14 protein-coding genes and 1 pseudogene are annotated in these 16,251 nt (G+C 72.1%); 5 read left to right on the forward strand and 10 right to left on the reverse strand.

Going from position 1 to position 16,251, the window contains the following annotated elements:
- Positions 1-55: 55 nt before the first annotated feature.
- Positions 56-805, reverse strand: coding sequence for a hypothetical protein (locus WA762_RS13015; protein WP_335935701.1), 750 nt, complete (start codon positions 803-805; stop codon positions 56-58).
- A 223-nt stretch (positions 806-1,028) separates the two neighbouring features.
- Here WA762_RS13015 and WA762_RS13020 point away from each other — a divergent pair.
- The 3 genes and pseudogenes from WA762_RS13020 to WA762_RS13030 form a co-directional block, all read left to right on the forward strand.
- A pseudogene (locus WA762_RS13020) lies at positions 1,029-2,381 on the forward strand (tetratricopeptide repeat protein); the annotation flags it as partial.
- Between the two features lie 5 nt (positions 2,382-2,386).
- Positions 2,387-2,917 carry an NUDIX domain-containing protein gene (locus tag WA762_RS13025; RefSeq protein ID WP_335935702.1) on the forward strand — a complete coding sequence of 177 codons (531 nt, stop codon included), beginning with the start codon at positions 2,387-2,389 and terminating at the stop codon, positions 2,915-2,917.
- Between the two features lie 203 nt (positions 2,918-3,120).
- Entirely contained in the window at positions 3,121-5,157 is a 2,037-nt protein-coding gene (locus WA762_RS13030; protein WP_335935703.1) for a CHAT domain-containing protein, read from the forward strand.
- Between the two features lie 110 nt (positions 5,158-5,267).
- Here the strand turns inward: WA762_RS13030 and WA762_RS13035 are convergent, their stop codons facing one another.
- On the reverse strand, positions 5,268-5,861 hold the full coding sequence (locus WA762_RS13035; protein WP_335935704.1) for a helix-turn-helix domain-containing protein: 594 nt from the start codon (positions 5,859-5,861) through the stop codon (positions 5,268-5,270).
- A gap of 561 nt (positions 5,862-6,422) precedes the next feature.
- Between WA762_RS13035 and WA762_RS13040 the strand changes: the two genes are divergently transcribed.
- Positions 6,423-6,902, forward strand: a complete 480-nt coding sequence (locus tag WA762_RS13040; RefSeq protein WP_335935705.1) for a VOC family protein — start codon at positions 6,423-6,425, stop codon at positions 6,900-6,902.
- A 208-nt stretch (positions 6,903-7,110) separates the two neighbouring features.
- On the opposite strand, the gene WA762_RS13045 is transcribed toward WA762_RS13040, so the two are convergent.
- The 4 genes from WA762_RS13045 to WA762_RS13060 form a co-directional block, all read right to left on the reverse strand.
- The gene (locus tag WA762_RS13045; protein ID WP_335935706.1) at positions 7,111-8,046 is read right to left on the reverse strand and encodes an NAD(P)H-binding protein; all 936 of its coding nucleotides are present in this window, start codon (positions 8,044-8,046) and stop codon (positions 7,111-7,113) included.
- Positions 8,043-8,402, reverse strand: coding sequence for a DUF952 domain-containing protein (locus WA762_RS13050; protein WP_335935707.1), 360 nt, complete (start codon positions 8,400-8,402; stop codon positions 8,043-8,045). The genes WA762_RS13045 and WA762_RS13050 overlap by 4 nt, the downstream gene beginning before the upstream one ends.
- A 9-nt stretch (positions 8,403-8,411) precedes the next feature.
- Positions 8,412-9,953, reverse strand: coding sequence for a choice-of-anchor A family protein (locus WA762_RS13055; RefSeq protein WP_335935708.1), 1,542 nt, complete (start codon positions 9,951-9,953; stop codon positions 8,412-8,414).
- A gap of 286 nt (positions 9,954-10,239) precedes the next feature.
- Positions 10,240-11,193 (reverse strand): LysR family transcriptional regulator, encoded by a 954-nt coding sequence (locus WA762_RS13060; RefSeq protein ID WP_335935709.1) that lies wholly within the window; start codon positions 11,191-11,193, stop codon positions 10,240-10,242.
- Between the two features lie 243 nt (positions 11,194-11,436).
- On the opposite strand from WA762_RS13060, the gene snpA reads away from it, so the two are divergent.
- The gene (gene snpA, locus WA762_RS13065) at positions 11,437-12,114 is read left to right on the forward strand and encodes a snapalysin (protein ID WP_335935710.1); all 678 of its coding nucleotides are present in this window, start codon (positions 11,437-11,439) and stop codon (positions 12,112-12,114) included.
- 164 nt (positions 12,115-12,278) lie between these two features.
- On the opposite strand, the gene WA762_RS13070 is transcribed toward snpA, so the two are convergent.
- The 4 genes from WA762_RS13070 to WA762_RS13085 form a co-directional block, all read right to left on the reverse strand.
- Positions 12,279-12,638 carry a GntR family transcriptional regulator gene (locus WA762_RS13070; protein WP_335935711.1) on the reverse strand — a complete coding sequence of 120 codons (360 nt, stop codon included), beginning with the start codon at positions 12,636-12,638 and terminating at the stop codon, positions 12,279-12,281.
- Between the two features lie 2 nt (positions 12,639-12,640).
- Complete coding sequence (locus tag WA762_RS13075; RefSeq protein ID WP_335935712.1) at positions 12,641-13,621, reverse strand: DUF1648 domain-containing protein; 981 nt, start codon at positions 13,619-13,621, stop codon at positions 12,641-12,643.
- Positions 13,622-14,024: 403 nt separating this feature from the next.
- Positions 14,025-14,693 carry a DUF6304 family protein gene (locus WA762_RS13080; RefSeq protein WP_335935713.1) on the reverse strand — a complete coding sequence of 223 codons (669 nt, stop codon included), beginning with the start codon at positions 14,691-14,693 and terminating at the stop codon, positions 14,025-14,027.
- A 236-nt stretch (positions 14,694-14,929) separates the two neighbouring features.
- Positions 14,930-15,928, reverse strand: a complete 999-nt coding sequence (locus WA762_RS13085; RefSeq protein ID WP_335935721.1) for a family 2 encapsulin nanocompartment cargo protein polyprenyl transferase — start codon at positions 15,926-15,928, stop codon at positions 14,930-14,932.
- Positions 15,929-16,251 lie beyond the last annotated feature (323 nt).

Here is a 16,251-nt window from a genome sequence, read left to right on the forward strand (position 1 = left end):
GCTTCCGGGGCGGGCGAGGGATGCCGGCCCGCCCCCGGAAGCCTGATCGGGTGGGTTACGCGGCGGGGTTCACGCGGTGGGCGTAGACCTGCTCGATCCAGCCCGCCTTGAACGCGGCGAGGTCGTCGCGGAAGTTCGCCATCGAGGCACCGCAGGGCGCGACCACGCCGCCGGACTGGTCCGGCACGGACTGGCACCCGTGCACGAACCGACCGCCGAGGGCGGCGTGGGCCTTGATGGACTCGATCCGGCGGTGCTCGTTGAACCAGCCGCCGTGGTAGACCTCGTCGAGCATCCCGCCCATCTCGTCATCCAGGTCGAAGACGACGGAAGTGGCGGCGGGGAAGAACCAGCACGGGCCGACGTTGGAGATGTGCCCGTCCAGCTCGACCTTGTTGAGCGCCATGAACGTGGCCGCCTCGCGGAGCATCCGCAGGTGCTCGGCGGTGATCTGCGGCAGACCGAGGCCGGCCAGATGCTCGTCGCGGAAGAGGTACGCGTACACCTCGTACGCGGTGGTCACGACGCGGGCCGCGTCGGAGGTCGACTCGCTGTACTGCTTGATGAAGTCGAGCGCGAGCTGCTCGACCGCGCTCTCGGTCGTCTCGTCCACGTCCAGGAGCTGGGCCTTGACCAGCTCCCAGTCGGCGACGAGCCAGGTGTTCGACTCGAAGCGGAAGAAGTACTCGGCCGGGTCGATCGTGATGCGCCGGCCGTCGACCTGGATGCCGGGCAGGCGGCTCCAGCGCGGGTCGAACGCCGCGGGCAGCTCGACCGTGATGGCCGTGGTGTCGATGGTGGTCACCGTGTCTCCGTCTCTGTTCGGCCGGGTCCGGGCACAGGAATGCCCGAGCCCGGTGTGGGCGTACGGAACTTCGGGGTGCCGCCCGGACCAAGGGGGAGCCTGGATCACGGTCGCGCCGTTCCGGGCGGCTGCTGATAAGTGAACCGGTGGTCACGCTCAGTGGGTACGGTGGAAGGAAGTTGAAGCGGTATACGCGGTTTACAGCTCCGGAGTGGAGGCGATCGTGGCGGCGCCGAGAGAACCCAACTCCCGTCTGCGTGACGTCATCACGGCGGTCGACTGCACCTACGAGGCCCTCGCCAGAGACGTGCGGCGCATCGCCGCCGAGAACGGCGAGATCCTCCAGACCAACAAGTCAGCCATCTCGCACTGGGTGAACGGCACCCGCGACCCGTCGGGCCGGGTAGGTCAGTACCTGGCCGAGGCGCTGTCCCGCAGAGCGGGGCGCACGGTCACCCAGACCGAGATCGGCGTCCAGGCCGGTGGCGACGAAGAGCCGACGAAATCCGACCCTGTCCTCGCCGCCACCGACCTGGGCCGGGCCGACGTTGAGCGCCGCCGCTTCCTCGCCATCGCGGCCTTCACCACCGCCGGCGTGGCCATGCCGCTCGGATACGACCACGAAGCCACCGCGCGCATGCTCCGCGCCCGCACCGGCACGTCCCTGGTCGGGGCGGAGGACGTGGACGTCGTACGCCAGATCACCGCGGCCTTCAGCGCCGCCGACGAACGCCTCGGCGGCGGGCACGGCCTGACCACCGTCACCGCGTACCTCGCCGACACCGCCGCACCCATGCTGCGCGGACGCTTCCCCAGCGAAGCCTTACGCCGGGCCGCCTTCGGCGCCGTCGCCGAACTCGCTTACCTCGCAGGGTGGAAGCACCACGACCTCGGCCAGGAAGGCGCCGCCCAGCGCTACTACCAGGTCGGCTACCAGCTCGCCTGCGAAGCCGACCCCCACGGCCACGCCGCCTGGATGATGCGCGCCCTCGCCCACCAGGCCCTGAGCCTCAAGCAACCCCACCACTGCGTCGACCTCGTCGAAGGCGCTCTCCGCACAGGTCTCGGCCACGTCGACGGCCAAACTGAAGCACTCCTACACATTACTCACGCCCGCGCCTACGCAGCCACTGAAGAGCACTCCTTGGCCGCACGCGCCCTGCTCGCCGCCGAAGACGCCCTCCTCCGGGACGACGGCCCCCAGCCCAGCTACTCCCGTGTGAGCGGCCCGGCCGCGGGCACCGTGGCCAGCCACACCGCCCGCACCCTGACCGACCTCGCCGACCACATCGGCACCGAACAACAGCACCGCGACGCCCTCACCCGCTGGGATCCGGAGAAGTACAAGCGTGTCCACGCGCTCACCCACGCCGACCTCGGCGACAGCCTTGCCGCCCAGGCCCGCGCCGACGAGGCCGTCGCCGCCTGGACCCAGGCTCTGGTCCTCATGGAGGGCATGACCTCCGACCGCACCCGCAAGGCGATCACCTCGATCCGCTCCACCCTCGCGGTCTACCAGCGCCGCCGCGTTCCCGGCACCGCCGATCTCGCCCGCCGCGCCCGCGAGGCCCTCGCTCTCACATGCCCAACAACCCGCCCGACGAAGGGAACACCGTGCCCCAGCAGACCGACGATCAGCCGAAGGCCCTCAAGCCGGCGCTCGAATCGATGACCCTGCTGGTCGCCGCCGTCATCGTCCACGACAAGGCCACCAACCGCGTCGTCCTGCTCCAGCGCAGCGAGAACGCCAAGTTCGCCCAGGGCATGTGGGACCTCCCCGTCGGCAAGAGCGAGCCGGGCGAACCCATCACCGAGACCGCCGTCCGCGAGCTCTACGAAGAGACCGGCCTCACGGTGAAGCCCGAGTCCCTCAAGGTCGCCCACATCATCCACGGCGCCTGGGGCGTCGAAGCCCCCAACGGCTTCCTCACCGTCGTCTTCGCCGTCCACGAATGGGCCGGCGAACCCGAGAACCGCGAACCCCGCAAGCACAGCCAGGTTTGCTGGATCGACGCCAAGGCCATTCCCGAGGCGTTCGTGGACACTACGGCCAGCGCCCTCCATCGCTACCTCACCGGGGGGCCTCAGGTATCGCTGGACGGCTGGACGTAGACGGGTCCAAGCGGCGAACAGCCAAAACGCTGTGAATAGGCAGCAATTTTCGCATTGGAAAGGGCGCGATCACGGAATCGGGATCACCGTTTGAGCGGCCGCTCGGCTATGTCGTCCTGTGTCGCGCCGAGAACGGCGGAACGGATCCGGCGGTTTGCTCGCCCTTCGCCACGGAACAGCTGGACGAAGTCGCGAACAGGGATGTGACCGTACCCCATGGAATATCCCGAGCCGCTGCCGCCGCGCTCCCGGGACTCTGGTACACCCTGCACCTTCCGAGCACCCTCAGCGACCTCGTCGACACACCAGCCAGGATCCTCAAAGCGGCCCAGCAGCTGAAGCTCGACCACCACATCCTGCTCCTACCGATTGACGTGTTCGATGCAAGATACGTCGACGGATTCTTCCGTGGGCTTCATCGCACACTAGTGGTGTGCCCCGACGACTTGCTGGAAGAGGCCCGACAGCGCTCCAAGACGATGGACTTCGCCCTGCCTGCAGTGGGCTACGCTTCCCTAAGCGACGAAAGCCTCACGGCACACTGGAAGGCAATCCACCGTCACTTCGTCCCTGACAGCGAGCCGCTGGGGAACGTACTCACCTTGACTCGACGCCTGGATCTTGCTCCTGTCCTGCTACCCCACCACAGGCTCGCAAGGCAGATGGGGTGGGCTGGCGACCTCGCCGAGCCTTCGCTGGGTAATGGCGCCGGCGGGCTGGCCCTACGAGCGGTGCACGGGCAGATCCTCCTCGCTACGATCGCTCGGCTGGAAAGTGAGCAAACACCGCGAGAAGTCGCCGAACAACGCTTCGAGAGCACACTAGACGAAGAAGCACGAAGTCTCAGATTCCCCTTGACGCTCGCGCTACCAGGAGTTGCTGTCGCCTACTCCCGCACGGCATACAGCAGCGAAGTGCGCAGCCACATTTCCCCTCTCAGTAGCGAAGTCGAACCGAACGTCTGGTCCGTTGCACTTCACGAGCGTCCCGACAGTGCGGTAGAAGACGCCGCCATCGAGTTCGCCGCGACACATCACGCCGTTGCCACAAACGGGCTTGAGCTAATGATGCCGCCCGCCCCCAGGGATGCCTTCGTGGCTTTGGCCGAACTGGAACGACACTTCATCGGCAACGAGAACCCCGCCAGCGTTCGCAGCCTGATGGCACGTCTCGACGCAGCCGCCAGCTCTATTTGGAGCGAAGACGTCGTTGAGCTGATCAAACGGGCGTCGCAGCTAACGGTGTTCTCCAACTTCCCCCTCGGCCTCCTGACCTTGCCCGGCGACACCTCCCCGCTGACCGCGCGGTTGCCCCTTACCTACCGCCCGCTTACTCCGCTGATCCGCACCCTCCAGCACGAGACCAACACGCCCTCAAGCGTCAACCTCAATGGCAGAGTGAGCGTCCTCATCGCGGAATGCATACCTACCAGTGACCCTGTGGGCCGACTCTCGCGCCAGGGCTGGAAGGTCGCAAAAGAGGCCGCCCAGGCAGCGGGCGACGCACTCAAGATCGATGAGGTCGAAACACTCACCCCGGATGCACTCCGCCATGCTGTCGCCGAGTACCGCCCGGACTTTCTGATCATCAGCGCGCACGGCTCATTCAAGGGCAACGTATCCGGGCTCGTCATCGGCGACGAGCTATGCCTGGAACTCGGCCTCGGCCCCGGGAATGCGCCTCCCGTCGTAATGCTCAGCGCCTGCCATGTCGCCCCCAGGGGCGCCGGCGCGGTCAGCGTGACCGACCTGCTACTCCGCGAAGGTGTGCTCGCCGTGCTTGGCACGCAGGTCCCGGTGCGTGTCGACCGCAACGCAATGCTCATGGTCCGCTTCCTCGCGAACGTACTCGAGGAACTGAAGCACCCGGGCCATTTTGCAACGCTTCTCGATGTGTGGCACCACGTGCAGGCCGGCAATGCCGTCAACGACATCCTGGGCGCCAGCAGGTCACTGCAGAACTGGGCCATGAAGGACAGCGGCAGCAGCGTCCCGGTACTGACCGACTTCATGATGAACAGGTCCAAGGGGCGCCTCCGGAGGGGGCGCATCTACGAGGACACCGAGCGCGTGCTGGCCGAAATCGCGGACGACATGGGCACTGGCTCCAAGGTTCGGAACTGGTTCCGTAGGCCCGGCTATGTGCCAGAGTCGATGTTCTACCTGTTTGTCGGCCGCCCTGAGCGCGTCCACCTGGGGCACGTGGCGAACCGTGTGGAGAGCTATCGCCTGCGCCCGTGAACCACGGCGGTCCCACACAGGACCAGAGTTGCCGCTCTGAACGCAACACAGCAGTCCGCACACAGTCCGCAGGACACCCGATCAGGACCGTCGCACCCCATCGCCAGCCATCAGTAAAAGGCCAGGTCAGCGACCCACGGAGAAGAAGCACCGCACCCGGCCCGGGAGGGGCGCCGGGTTGGTTCGGCGGTCTGCGGGCCGGGTGCGGGCAGGAGGAGGCGTTTCTGATGACGAAGTCCGCGATGGCGTCTGAGACCGTACCCGAGGTTGTCCAGGGCGACCATCTCGAAGCCGCGCCGCGCGAGCGGGGAGCCCAGGATGAGGGACATCTGGCGGCCGTTGGTGCCCACGCCGTGGTGCAGGACGACCTTGGCCCTCGCCGCCGGATTCGGGCAGCGGTCGAGGTGGACCCGGTGTCCGCACCAGTCCCAGAACTCCTCCTGGGGCGCGGTCTCGTCGGTCAGCCGGAGGCGTTCGGGCAGGAACCGCTGGAGATCGCGCCAGGCTCGCTGGTCGCGGTACGCCCGCGCCGCCGCCCGCTCGGCCGCCGCCGCGGCCTGTTCCAGTCCCATCCGGACGATCCTGGCGAACGCCTCGTCCTTGGTTCCGGCGTACTTGTAGACGGTCGGACGCGACATCTGCGCTTCTTCGACGATGTCGGAGATCGTCGTGCGGCGGCCCCCATCAACCTCGCGGTCCGCCATGGCCTCTCACAGCCCGTCGTCGCCCGGCGAAGCGGGCTTCGCGCAGCACCGCGCGGGCGCGGCCGGCCGGCTTCCGGTCGGACGTCCGCCGCTCCGCGCACCCCACGACCCCGGCCGCGCCCGCGGCCCCCGAACTCGCCGGAGCCGTACCCCGATTGTGTGCGGCGGCCCGGTGACCGGTACCTTCTCGATCAACGTCCGAGGGCATCCCGTCGGTCACCATCGCGCGGCGGGTTCGACGCCGCGCCGGTACGGGGACGGGGTGCGGCTCATGGACCTCCGGCGCCCGGCCCGGACACTCCGGCGAGGAACGGCGCGGCGCGTTCGGCTGTGCCGAACACCCGGGCGAGGAACGGAAGATGTGACCTGCGGCTCGATGCGGCGCTCGGCGCGTTGACCCGCTTCTCGAACGTGTCGGCGGTGATGATGACCGTACCGACGCGGATTCCGATGCCTTCAAGGCGTGACCGATGAGTCGCCTGGGCGGGTCCGGACGGAATCGGCCGGTTCGAGAGGACATGCGTACCCGGCGGGGGTATGCGCGCACGACAGGAGACAGGGATGACCACCGAGGGCTTCACCACGTGTCTGTGGTTCGACGGGCAGGCCGAGGAGGCGGCGGAGTACTACCTCTCGGTGTTCAGGAAATCCCGCCGGGGCAGGACCGTGCGCTACACGGAGGCCGGGCCCGGGCCCGCCGGTTCGGTGATGACGGTCGAGTTCGAGATCAACGGCCAGCGGTTCGTCGGGGTGAACGGCGGGCCGGAGTTCACGTTCAACGAGGCCGTCTCGTTCCAGATCCCCTGCGGGGACCAGGACGAGGTGGACTACTACTGGAACCGGCTCACCGACGGCGGCGAGGAGCGTCCCTGCGGCTGGCTGAAGGACCGGTACGGCGTCTCCTGGCAGGTCACCCCGGAGCTGCTGACCGATCTGCTCGCGGACCAGGACGCCGAGCGGGCCGCACGGACCACCGCGGCGATGATGTCCATGAAGAAGCTGGACATCGCCGCGCTGCGGAGGGCGCACGACGCGGGCTGAGGCCTCGGGGCCGGCCGGGTCCAGCCCCGGGCCGGCCGAGTCCAGTCCCAGGACCGACCCGGTTCAGCCCCGGGCCGGACCAGACCGGCCCGGTCCGGTTCCGGGCCAACGGGGGTCGGTTCCGGGCCAACGGGGGTCGGTTCCGGGCCGGCCGGTCCCTTTCCGGTCCGGCTCCGGGCCGGGGGCGGTCCTCCCGGGCCGGCCCGGGTCAGTCCTGGGGCAGCAAGTGACGGTAGCTTTCCGGGTGTTGTTCCAGGTAGGCGGCCAGGCCCGTAGCCGGGTGCCCGGTGAGGTCCGGTACGGCGGTCGAGACCGCGGACAGCTCTCCGGCGGCGATGGCCTCGTACGACGTCACCCAGCCGGTGACCTCCCAGTCCTCCGCGCCGTACCGCGCCCGCGAGGCGTAGGCCTCCTCGCGGGTCTCCGGCAGATAGGTGATCGTGCGGCCGGCGGCCCGGCCGAGCTCCTCGGCGGCTTCGGCGAGGGTGAACGCCTCCGGGCCGGTGAGGCCGTAGGTGACGCCGTCGTGACGGGTGTCGTCCCGCTCGGTGTCGGCGAGCAGCACGGCGGTCGCCGCGTCCGCGATGTCCTCGTGCGCCACCGCCGCCACCCGGCCGTTCCCGGCCGGTCCGCGCAGCACCCCGTCGGAGCCGGTCATCGCCGGGATTCCGGCGAGATACAGGCTGTCGCGCAGGAAGGTGTGGCGTACGCCCACGACCCGGATGTGCGCCTCGGTGTGCCAGTGGTCCCGGGCGAAGGTGAACGTGGCGTCCGGCGCCGCGCCGAGGAAGGAGACGTACACGATCCGCTCGACGCCGACGGCGACCGCCGCGTCCACGGCCGTCAGATGCTCGCGGACCCGGTCAGGGCTCTCGTGCGCCGAGACGAGGAACAGGGTGTGCGCCCCGGCGAGGGCGAGGCGCATGGCCTCCCCGTCGCCGTACGGGGCGGGCGGCGCGGCCGCGGCTCCGGGCAGTTCCGGCAGCCTGGACAGGTCGCGGCCGAGGAGGCGCACGGGCACGCCGGCCCGTACCAGACGCCGTGCGACGCGTCCGCCGACCGCACCGCTCGCGCCGGTGACGGCGATGACGGGCGCGTCGGGGGAGGGGGCGGGGCGCTCGCCGGCGCGCTCCGGAACGTTCATGCCCGCCCGCCCTCCTCGCGCCGCCAGGGGCGCACCTCCACGACGGCGTCCACCGGGACCGGGCCGTAGACGTGCGGGAACTCCTCGCCGCCGGGCGCGACGGCCTCGTACCGCACGGGGGCCGGGAGCCGGGCGGGGTCGATGACGAGGACCACCAGGTCCTGGTCGCCGGCCCCGGCCCCGCTTCCGGCGCCGTACAGCCGTTCGGCCACCGCGTCGAGCTGGTGCGGCAGCGAGCAGTGGATGAAGCCCTCTTCGTGCAGGGTGCGGCCGCGGGTGGACATCTCGTACGTCCCGATCCCGCGGGCCGCCTCCCACAGGGGCCCTTCGGTGAGGTGCAGCAGCAGTTCGGCCATGGGCCCACGCTAACCGCGCCGACGTGCCCTCCGGGCCATCAACGTGGCCGCCGATCCGGCGGCGAGCAGAAGTGCCGCGAGGCCGGCGAGCACCCGTTCCCCCGTGCCGGAACCCGTGTTCGGGAGCGAACCACCGGTCCCGGGGCCGCCCGGGCCGGATCCGCCGGGCTCGCCGGGGCCGTGCGGCCCGCCGTCGGTGGGGACGGGGGCCGGCGCGGTGCCCGTCGGGGCGGCGGTCGGCGTCGGAGCGGGAGTGCCGGTCGGGGTCGGCGTCGGGGCGGGGGTGGACGTGCCGGTGGGGGTCGGGGTGGGCCGCGGGGTCTCGGAGCCGGTGGGCGTCGGACTGGGGGTGGGCTGCTCGCCGCAGGCGGGCAGGTCTCCCTCGAAGGGGTACGCGTGCAGTTCCTGGCCGCCCGACTCCCCCGCGGACGTGTGGGTGAGCGAACCGGCCGTGTAGAAGCGGCCGTTGGTGCCGCTCATCATGAGACTGGTCATGCTGGACGGGTTTCCGACCAGCACGCTGCCCTGGAACTGCCCGCTGCCCTTCAGGCCGACCTCGGTCGCGTCCGGGAAGTTCCACATCAGTCGTTCGCGGAGGCCCTGTTGGGGCAGCGAGCCCATCAGGGTGCTGATGTCCCGGCGGGCGCCGTAGACGTTGACGAGCACGGTAGCGCCGTCCGGGATGTTCTCGAACCGGATGTCCTGCGGTCCGCCCGCGGCGGTCGCCACGTCGGCGTCCACGGCGAACACCTGGAGCGCGGAGCCGCCGTCGCCGGTGAGGACGGTCTCGTATCCCCGGTTCTCGACGGTTCCCGTGGCGGGGCGGCGGTGGGCCTCGCCGTCGTCGTACGCGTAGCACCGGCTGGCCCGGGTCAGCTCGCCGCGCAGGGCGGTGTACGGCGCGGCGGCGTCCGGGTCGCCGACGGCCCGCGGGATCACCGTCCCGCTGAGGTCGTGCGCGTACTTCACCACGCCGTGGTGCGTGCCCTCCTCCGCGAGCAGCCGCTCGCCGGGGGCGACGGTCAGGTCCCCGCCCACGGTCAGGTAGTCGGAGCCGTCGGGCGGCGGTACGCGGGAGCCGACGCCCGCGACGCCGACGTTGTAGATCTGCGAGGCGCCCGGACGCTTGTCCATGTCGAAGTCCCCGAGGGTGACGATCTTCCCCTCGGCCTCGGCCGCGGCCTCCCGGACCAGGAAGTCGCCGCCGACGAAGATGTTGATGTTGCCGTCGTAGTGGGTGACGCCCCCGTTGTTCAAATCGGGCCATTCCGTGGGGCAGTCGCCGCCCAGACAGGGGCCGAGGCCGCCGGGCAGCGGGGCGGCCGCGGCGGCGGGGGCCAGCGTGCCGACCAGCGCCGCGGCCGCCGCGGCCGCCAGCGCGGACCGTCTGCCCCGGCCCCCGCTCCGGCCGCGTCTGCCGACCCTGTCGCGGCCGCCGCTCATGCCGTTTCCGTCGGCTGCCGCGGCCGGGGGCCTGGCCCCGGCACCGCTGCCGGCCGTGTGGGCGCCGCCGTCGGCGCCGTTGCTGTGTCCGTGTATAGATGTCGCCATACGGGGCAATATGCACCACTTCTTGGCGAAAGTGTGCTATGCCGCGCCGAACGGAATCAGATATTCCGGAAAATGCCGGAAATGGTGAGGGAAGCAGGGGCAAGGGGGCAAGAAGCAGGGAGCAAGGGCCGGGGGCGGGCGGAAGCTGCCGGGCCGTCACACCGCGGACCCGCTGCGGGACGCCGTCGACCTCAGGGAGTGCCGTTGACCTCAGGGAGTGCCGTCGGCCTCAGGGGGTGTCACTGGCCTCAGGGAGTGCCGTCGGCCTCAGGGGATGTCGCCGGTCTCAGGGGGCGCAGACGAGCGGGCTGCGGTTGCGCAGCAGCCACTGGCGGTATCCGGCCGCGCGGTGGGCCGCCTCGCGGTAGGCGGCCTCCAGTTCCGCGTACACCGTGGCGATGTCGGCGCCCGGCCGGGACACCAGCAGCAGCCGTACGGCGAGGGGGTCGTCGCGCAGGGGGCGGATCGCCATGTCGTCGCGCGGGCCGGACGTGGGCTGGCACGGGGCCACCGCCTCCCCGAGCACGACCAGGGACGCGGCGGTGAGGTAGTCGCCGTGCAGCACGGTCGGCGCGAGTCCCGCGTCGACGAGCACCCGGCGCAGCCCGTCCCATTCGCCGTCGACCGTGGGGTCGACCATCCAGCGGTCCGCCGCCAGGTCCTCCAGGTCGACGACGGGCCTGGCGGCGGCCGGGTGGTCCCGGGCCATGCAGACGAACTGCGGTTCGCGGTCCAGGAGCACGCGCCGCGTCAGCCCCTCGGGGATGGTCAGCGGGCAGCCCTCGACCTCGTGCACGAAGGCGACGTCGAGCCCGCCGGCCTCGACCGTGCGCAGCAGCGCGCCCGCCGACACGTCGACGCGCAGCGAGATGTCCGTGTCGGGCAGCCGGTGGCGCAGTCGGCGCAGCCAGCCGCCGATGACGCGGCTGGCGGTGCTGCCGATGCGCAGCCGCGGGCCGGAGGCGCGCACCGCGTCGGCCTCCGCCTGCGCGTCGCTGATCAGCGCGGTCATGCCGTCGACCAGCGGGCGGGCCCGGCTGAGGACGGCCCGGCCGAGCAGGGTCGGCCGGCAGCCGGTCCGTTCGCGGCAGAACAGCTCGGCGCCGAGGGTGTTCTCGATCCGCCGCAACTGGGTGGTCAGGGAGGGCTGGCTCACGCCCAGCCTGCGGGCGGCTTGATGCAGGCTGCCCGCGTCCGCGATGGCGCACAGCGCCCGGAGGTGCCTCACCTCAAGCTCCATGCCGTCGAGCGTAGGAGGCGGACGGCCGTCGCACCAGACACCCGAACCCTTTCAAAGTCCTTGAATTCACCGGGAGTTGATCGCGACGTCGACGCTGGTACCGGAGCCGGTGATAGGTCCGCGTTATCGCGGGTTGACATCATCCGCCGGGGCTTCAGCTCCCCGACACTCTCTCCGTACCGCCCCCGTCCGAGTCCGTTCAACGGACGGGTCCGTCGATCGGTAACCGGTAGGAGACCCCCCATGAAGCACCCCAGGACCGTCTTGTCGGCCGTGGTCGGCCTCGGCTTCGGGCTCGCGGCCGCGCTGGGCACCGCACCCGCCATCGCCTCCTCCCCCGCCGCACCGCCCGCGCCCGCGTCGGCGCCGGCCGCCACCGCCGGCTACACCGCCCAGGCCGGGTCGCACGAGGACGCCGCCGCCAACAAGGCGTTCTTCGAGGCGGTCGCCAAGTCCGTCGCGAAGAAGCGGGCCGTGACCCCCGGCGCCCAGGCGGTCACGATCGTCTACAGCTCGGCGAACGCCCCGAGCTTCCGCAACCAGATAGCCAACAGCGCGCAGATCTGGAACAGCTCGGTGTCCAACGTCCGCCTCCAGGAGGGCTCGAACGCCGACTTCGTCTACTACGAGGGGAACGACTCGCGCGGCTCGTACGCGAGCACCGACGGGCATGGCAGGGGGTACATCTTCCTGGACTACGCCCAGAACCAGCAGTACAACTCGGTCCGCGTCACCGCGCACGAGACCGGTCACGTGCTCGGCCTCCCGGACCACTACTCCGGCCCGTGCACCGAGCTGATGTCCGGCGGCGGCCCCGGCCCGTCCTGCACCAACCCGTACCCGAACGCGACCGAGCGCAGCCGGGTCAACTCCCTGTGGCAGTACGGCTTCGCCGCCGCCCTGGCGCGCAACGCCTCCTGACGGACCCCCGCCCCGCCGGGACGCTCGGTGAACGACGGGTGGGGCCGCCCCGTAGGACTGGGTGGCCCCACCCCCGTCACCGCCCGGCCGTGCGGCGCGCATCCGCCGCCGTCCCCGTCGGCCGGCCGGCGCTCCCCCGCGGGGCCGGCCGGCGGTCCGGTGGTTCAGGACTGGTTGAGCGCGGCGCGGACCAGGCCGAGCAGTTCGTCCTCCGTCATCCCCAGGTCCCGGGCGTCGGAGACGACTTCGCGCACGCGCTCCAGCAGCCGCGCATGGTGCGGGGAGACCCCGCCGGTGACGACCGCGCCGCGCCCCCGGCGGAGCTCGATCAGCCCTTCCTCGCGGAGCTGCTGGTAACCGCGCAGCACGGTATGGACGTTGACGCCGAGGGACTCGGCGAGCACCCGGGCGGCGGGCAGTCGCTCGCCCGATGCCACCGTGCCGTCCGCGACGGCGCGGCGGACGGAGGCCGCGATCTGGTCGCCGAGCGGCACGGTGGATGTGGGATCGACCCGGAAGAGCATGGTCAGCGTTCCGCCCGTCGCTGGTCGACCAGGGTGTTGAGGAGCGCGGCGGCGGTCGCCGAGTCGTCGACGGTCACCGCGAAGTCCCGGCCCCCGACCAGGGTCGCCACGATGCCCTCGCCCGAGCGGATCATGACGCCGCTGCGCCCCGGCCGGACGCGGTATCCCCAACCGCCGTACTCGGCCATGGGGTTGATGTCCCGGCTGACGACGGTCTCGATCCGGTCGAGCGGCACTCTCAGCCGGGGCCAGGGCAGCATCCCGGAGATCGTGATGCCGCGCCGGTCGACGACGACGTAGGGGCGGGCGAAGGCTGCCAGCAGCACGCCGAGGATCAGCGCCGGCAGCGCGGCCGGCCAGCCCGCGGTGAACAGCAGCACCACCCCGGCGGCCACGAGCCCGAGCGCGAGCAGCGGCATCCACCAGCCGCCCGCGCTGCGGGCCCAGCCGGCGACCTCGCCGTCGGCGAGCGTGATCCGCGCGGCGCTCCCCGGCCCGGCCTCCTTCAGCGGTTCCGGCGCGGGCACGAGCGCGGCCAGCGCCAGGCCCAGCGCGCCGACGGCCGCGGCGCACCCCAGCGCCGCCGCGAGCTGCCACATCGGGAAGGACACGCCCTGCGCCTCGCCCCGGGCGTTGACCCCGGCGTCCACGTTGGCGAGCAGCGTGGTGGTCAGCAGCCAGCCCATGAATCCGGCGAAGGCGTACCCGGCGGCGACCATCAGCCGGTGGGCCCGCCCGTAGAACTTGCCCTTCACGACCGTGAGGGTCCACAGCGCCCCCGTCACGGCGAACAGCAGGGAGCCGATGACGACGTGCCACTCCCGGCCCATGTACCGGTCCGCGCGGCCGTCGCCGCGGAAGTGTCCGGCGATCTGCTCGGGGATCCGGTCACGGAAGGCGGCGAACAGCGCCAGTTCGACCACGAACGCGATCAGGAACGGCAGCGCGGCCACGACCGCGCCCCCCAGGTTCTTACGCTTCATGAAAACCTCCATTGTTCGCATGCTAGTAGAACAATTGGGCTACGGCAATGCGCGGGAACGCAAAGTGCGGAGTGCGGGGCGCGGGGTGCGTACGAGAACGGCCCGGCCGGGCGCGTCCCGCGGGAGAAGCGGGCGACCGGCCGGGCGATGCGGGGAGACGGGCGATGCGAGGAGACGGGCGATGCGGGGAATCAGGCGCTACGGGGGAACTACGGGTGTTCTTCCGGGACTTGCCTCGAAAGGCCTTGAAGGCCGGGACCGGAGCCCGAGCCGGAGCTGAGGCCCGAGCCCGAGCCCGAGCCGGGGCCGGGGCCGGGGTTGGAGCCCGAGCCCGCCTTCGGCCCGCCGGTCCTGTCCGGGGGCGGGTCACGGGTGCGGGCCCCGGTCGGCGGGAAGGCGGGGGTCAGGCCAGCTCCAGCGGGAACGCGCCCCGGTGCCCGGTGCCCGCGCCCTGCTCCGGACGGGGCTCGTACTCGCGGCAGCTCCAGATCTCCTGGACCAGGCCCGTCCGCCGGTCCCACAGATCCCGGACGTCCCCCTCGCCGGCCGCCTCGCGGTAGGCGTCCTTGGCGCCCCGGAAGCACGCGAGGCCGCCGGAGAGGCCGCGGCCGGCGGCCGGGAGGTAGTCCGAGAAGGCGCAGGCGATGCAGGTCTGGAGGCGGACCCCCGGCGGCAGGGAACGCTGGATCGTGGCGAGGGCGGAGGCGAAGTCGCTCTCGGCGCGGTGGGATCCGTAGGCGGCCCCGCCGAACTGCAGCTCCAGGTACAGGTACGGATCGGGGCGGCGCAGCGACAACAGGCAGCTGAGCGTGGCCTGGTGGACGACGCCGTCGCCGAACACGGGGAGCGGGAGGTCCCACTCCAGGACGCAGTCGCCCAGCACGCCGTCGACCAGGGCGAAGAGCTCATCGGGCGGCGGGGTGCCGGCCACCGGGCCGAGCCCGTCGAAGCTCTCGCCCTCGAAGTCGACGCCCCTGGCGCGGAGGCGGAGTTGCTGCCCGTCGGTGGTGAGGATGACGGCGTCGGAACCCTGCCGGTCCCGGTACCACCCTGCCCATGACTCATCTGTCATGGGCAGGGACTGTAGCCCGTGCCCATGACAGTCGCGCTGTCGCCCTCCTCTTCCTTCCACGGCCCCGCGGCCCCGGCGCCCGCCCCGTTCTCCCGGCCCGGCCGAAGGGCTGGACGCCTCGTTCTCCCGGGTGGCCGAGGAGCTGCTCGGCCCGCCCTCCGGGGCCGGCCGGCAGGCTGGACGCTCCCGGTCCGGGGCGCTCGGCCCGTCCGTCCGCGCGTGCGCCGGATGACGGTTCAGTGCGTGCGTCGGGTGACGAACTCCGCCAGGGTCAGCAGGTCACCGGCGCGGGCCGGGTCGGGCACCGCCCGGGAGAGGTGGTGGACCGCGCGGGCCATCCGATCCGCCGCGCAGACCTGGGCCCAGTCGCGGCCGCCGGCCCGTTCGACGGCGTCGGCGGCGCGGCTCACGTCACCGGGGGCGTCCATGGATCCCCGGTAGAGGGAGGCGAGTTCGGCGGCGGCGGGGGTGCCGGAGGTGAGCGCGGCGACCACCGGCAAGGACTTCTTGCGGGCGGCCAGATCCGCCCCGACGGGCTTCCCGGTCCGGTCCGGGTCCCCCCAGATGCCGATCAGGTCGTCGATCAGCTGGAACGCGAGACCCGCCTCCCGGCCGAACCCGTCCATCGCGCCGACCGCCCGCTCCCCGGCGCCGGCGTACAACGCGCCCAGCGCGCAGGCGCAGCCGAGCAGCGCGCCGGTCTTGGCAGTGGCCATGGCGAGGCACTCGTCCAGCGAGACGTCGTCCGGCCCCCGGTCCTCGAAGGCGCAGTCGGCCTGCTGTCCGGCGCAGAGCTCGATGACGCAGCCCGAGAGCCGGGCCGCGGCGCGGGCCGCGACCGGGACCTTGTCCTCGGCGAGCAGCCGCTGGGCGAGGGCGAGCAGGGCGTCCCCGGCGATGACCGCGGCCGGAACGCCGAACACCGTCCAGGCCGTGGGCCGGTGGCGGCGGGTGCGGTCCTCGTCGATGACGTCGTCGTGCAACAGGGTGAAGTTGTGGGCGAGTTCCACGGCGACGGCCGCGCGCACCGCCCGCTGCGGGTCGCCGCCCAGGGCCCGGGCGGCGGCGAGGACGAGCGCGGGCCTGATCGCCTTGCCCGCCCCTCCGGCGGCCGGGCCTCCGTCGGTCCGCCGCCATCCGAAGTGGTACATCGCGACCCGGCGGATGGAGCCGGGCAGGGACTCGACGGCGGCGCGCAACGACGGGTCGACCAGCGCGCGGGTCTGCTCCAGCAGCGCCTCGGCCTCCTGGCCCGGCGGGGCCGCGGGCGCGTCCGCGCGGTCGTCGCACGTGAGGGAAACGGCCGGACGGGTGCCGTCCGGCGCCGCGGCGGCCGCCGGACGGCCGTCCCCCGGAGCCGCGGGGACGATCGGGAACTCGCCGCCCGGAACCGCCGAGGCGTCCGGACGGCCGTCCCCCGGGATCCGGGGGACGAGTGGCTGGATCGGATGATGGGTCTTCACTGAGGCGTCCTCCCGACGCCGCCCCGGGCCGGGCGGCCCGGGGCGGGAGTTGTGCGGGGGGCCGGACTCCGACGCCCGGCCCCCGAGGCGCTGGG

It is taken from the genome of Streptomyces tyrfis (assembly GCF_037034285.1).
GTDB lineage: Bacteria > Actinomycetota > Actinomycetes > Streptomycetales > Streptomycetaceae > Streptomyces.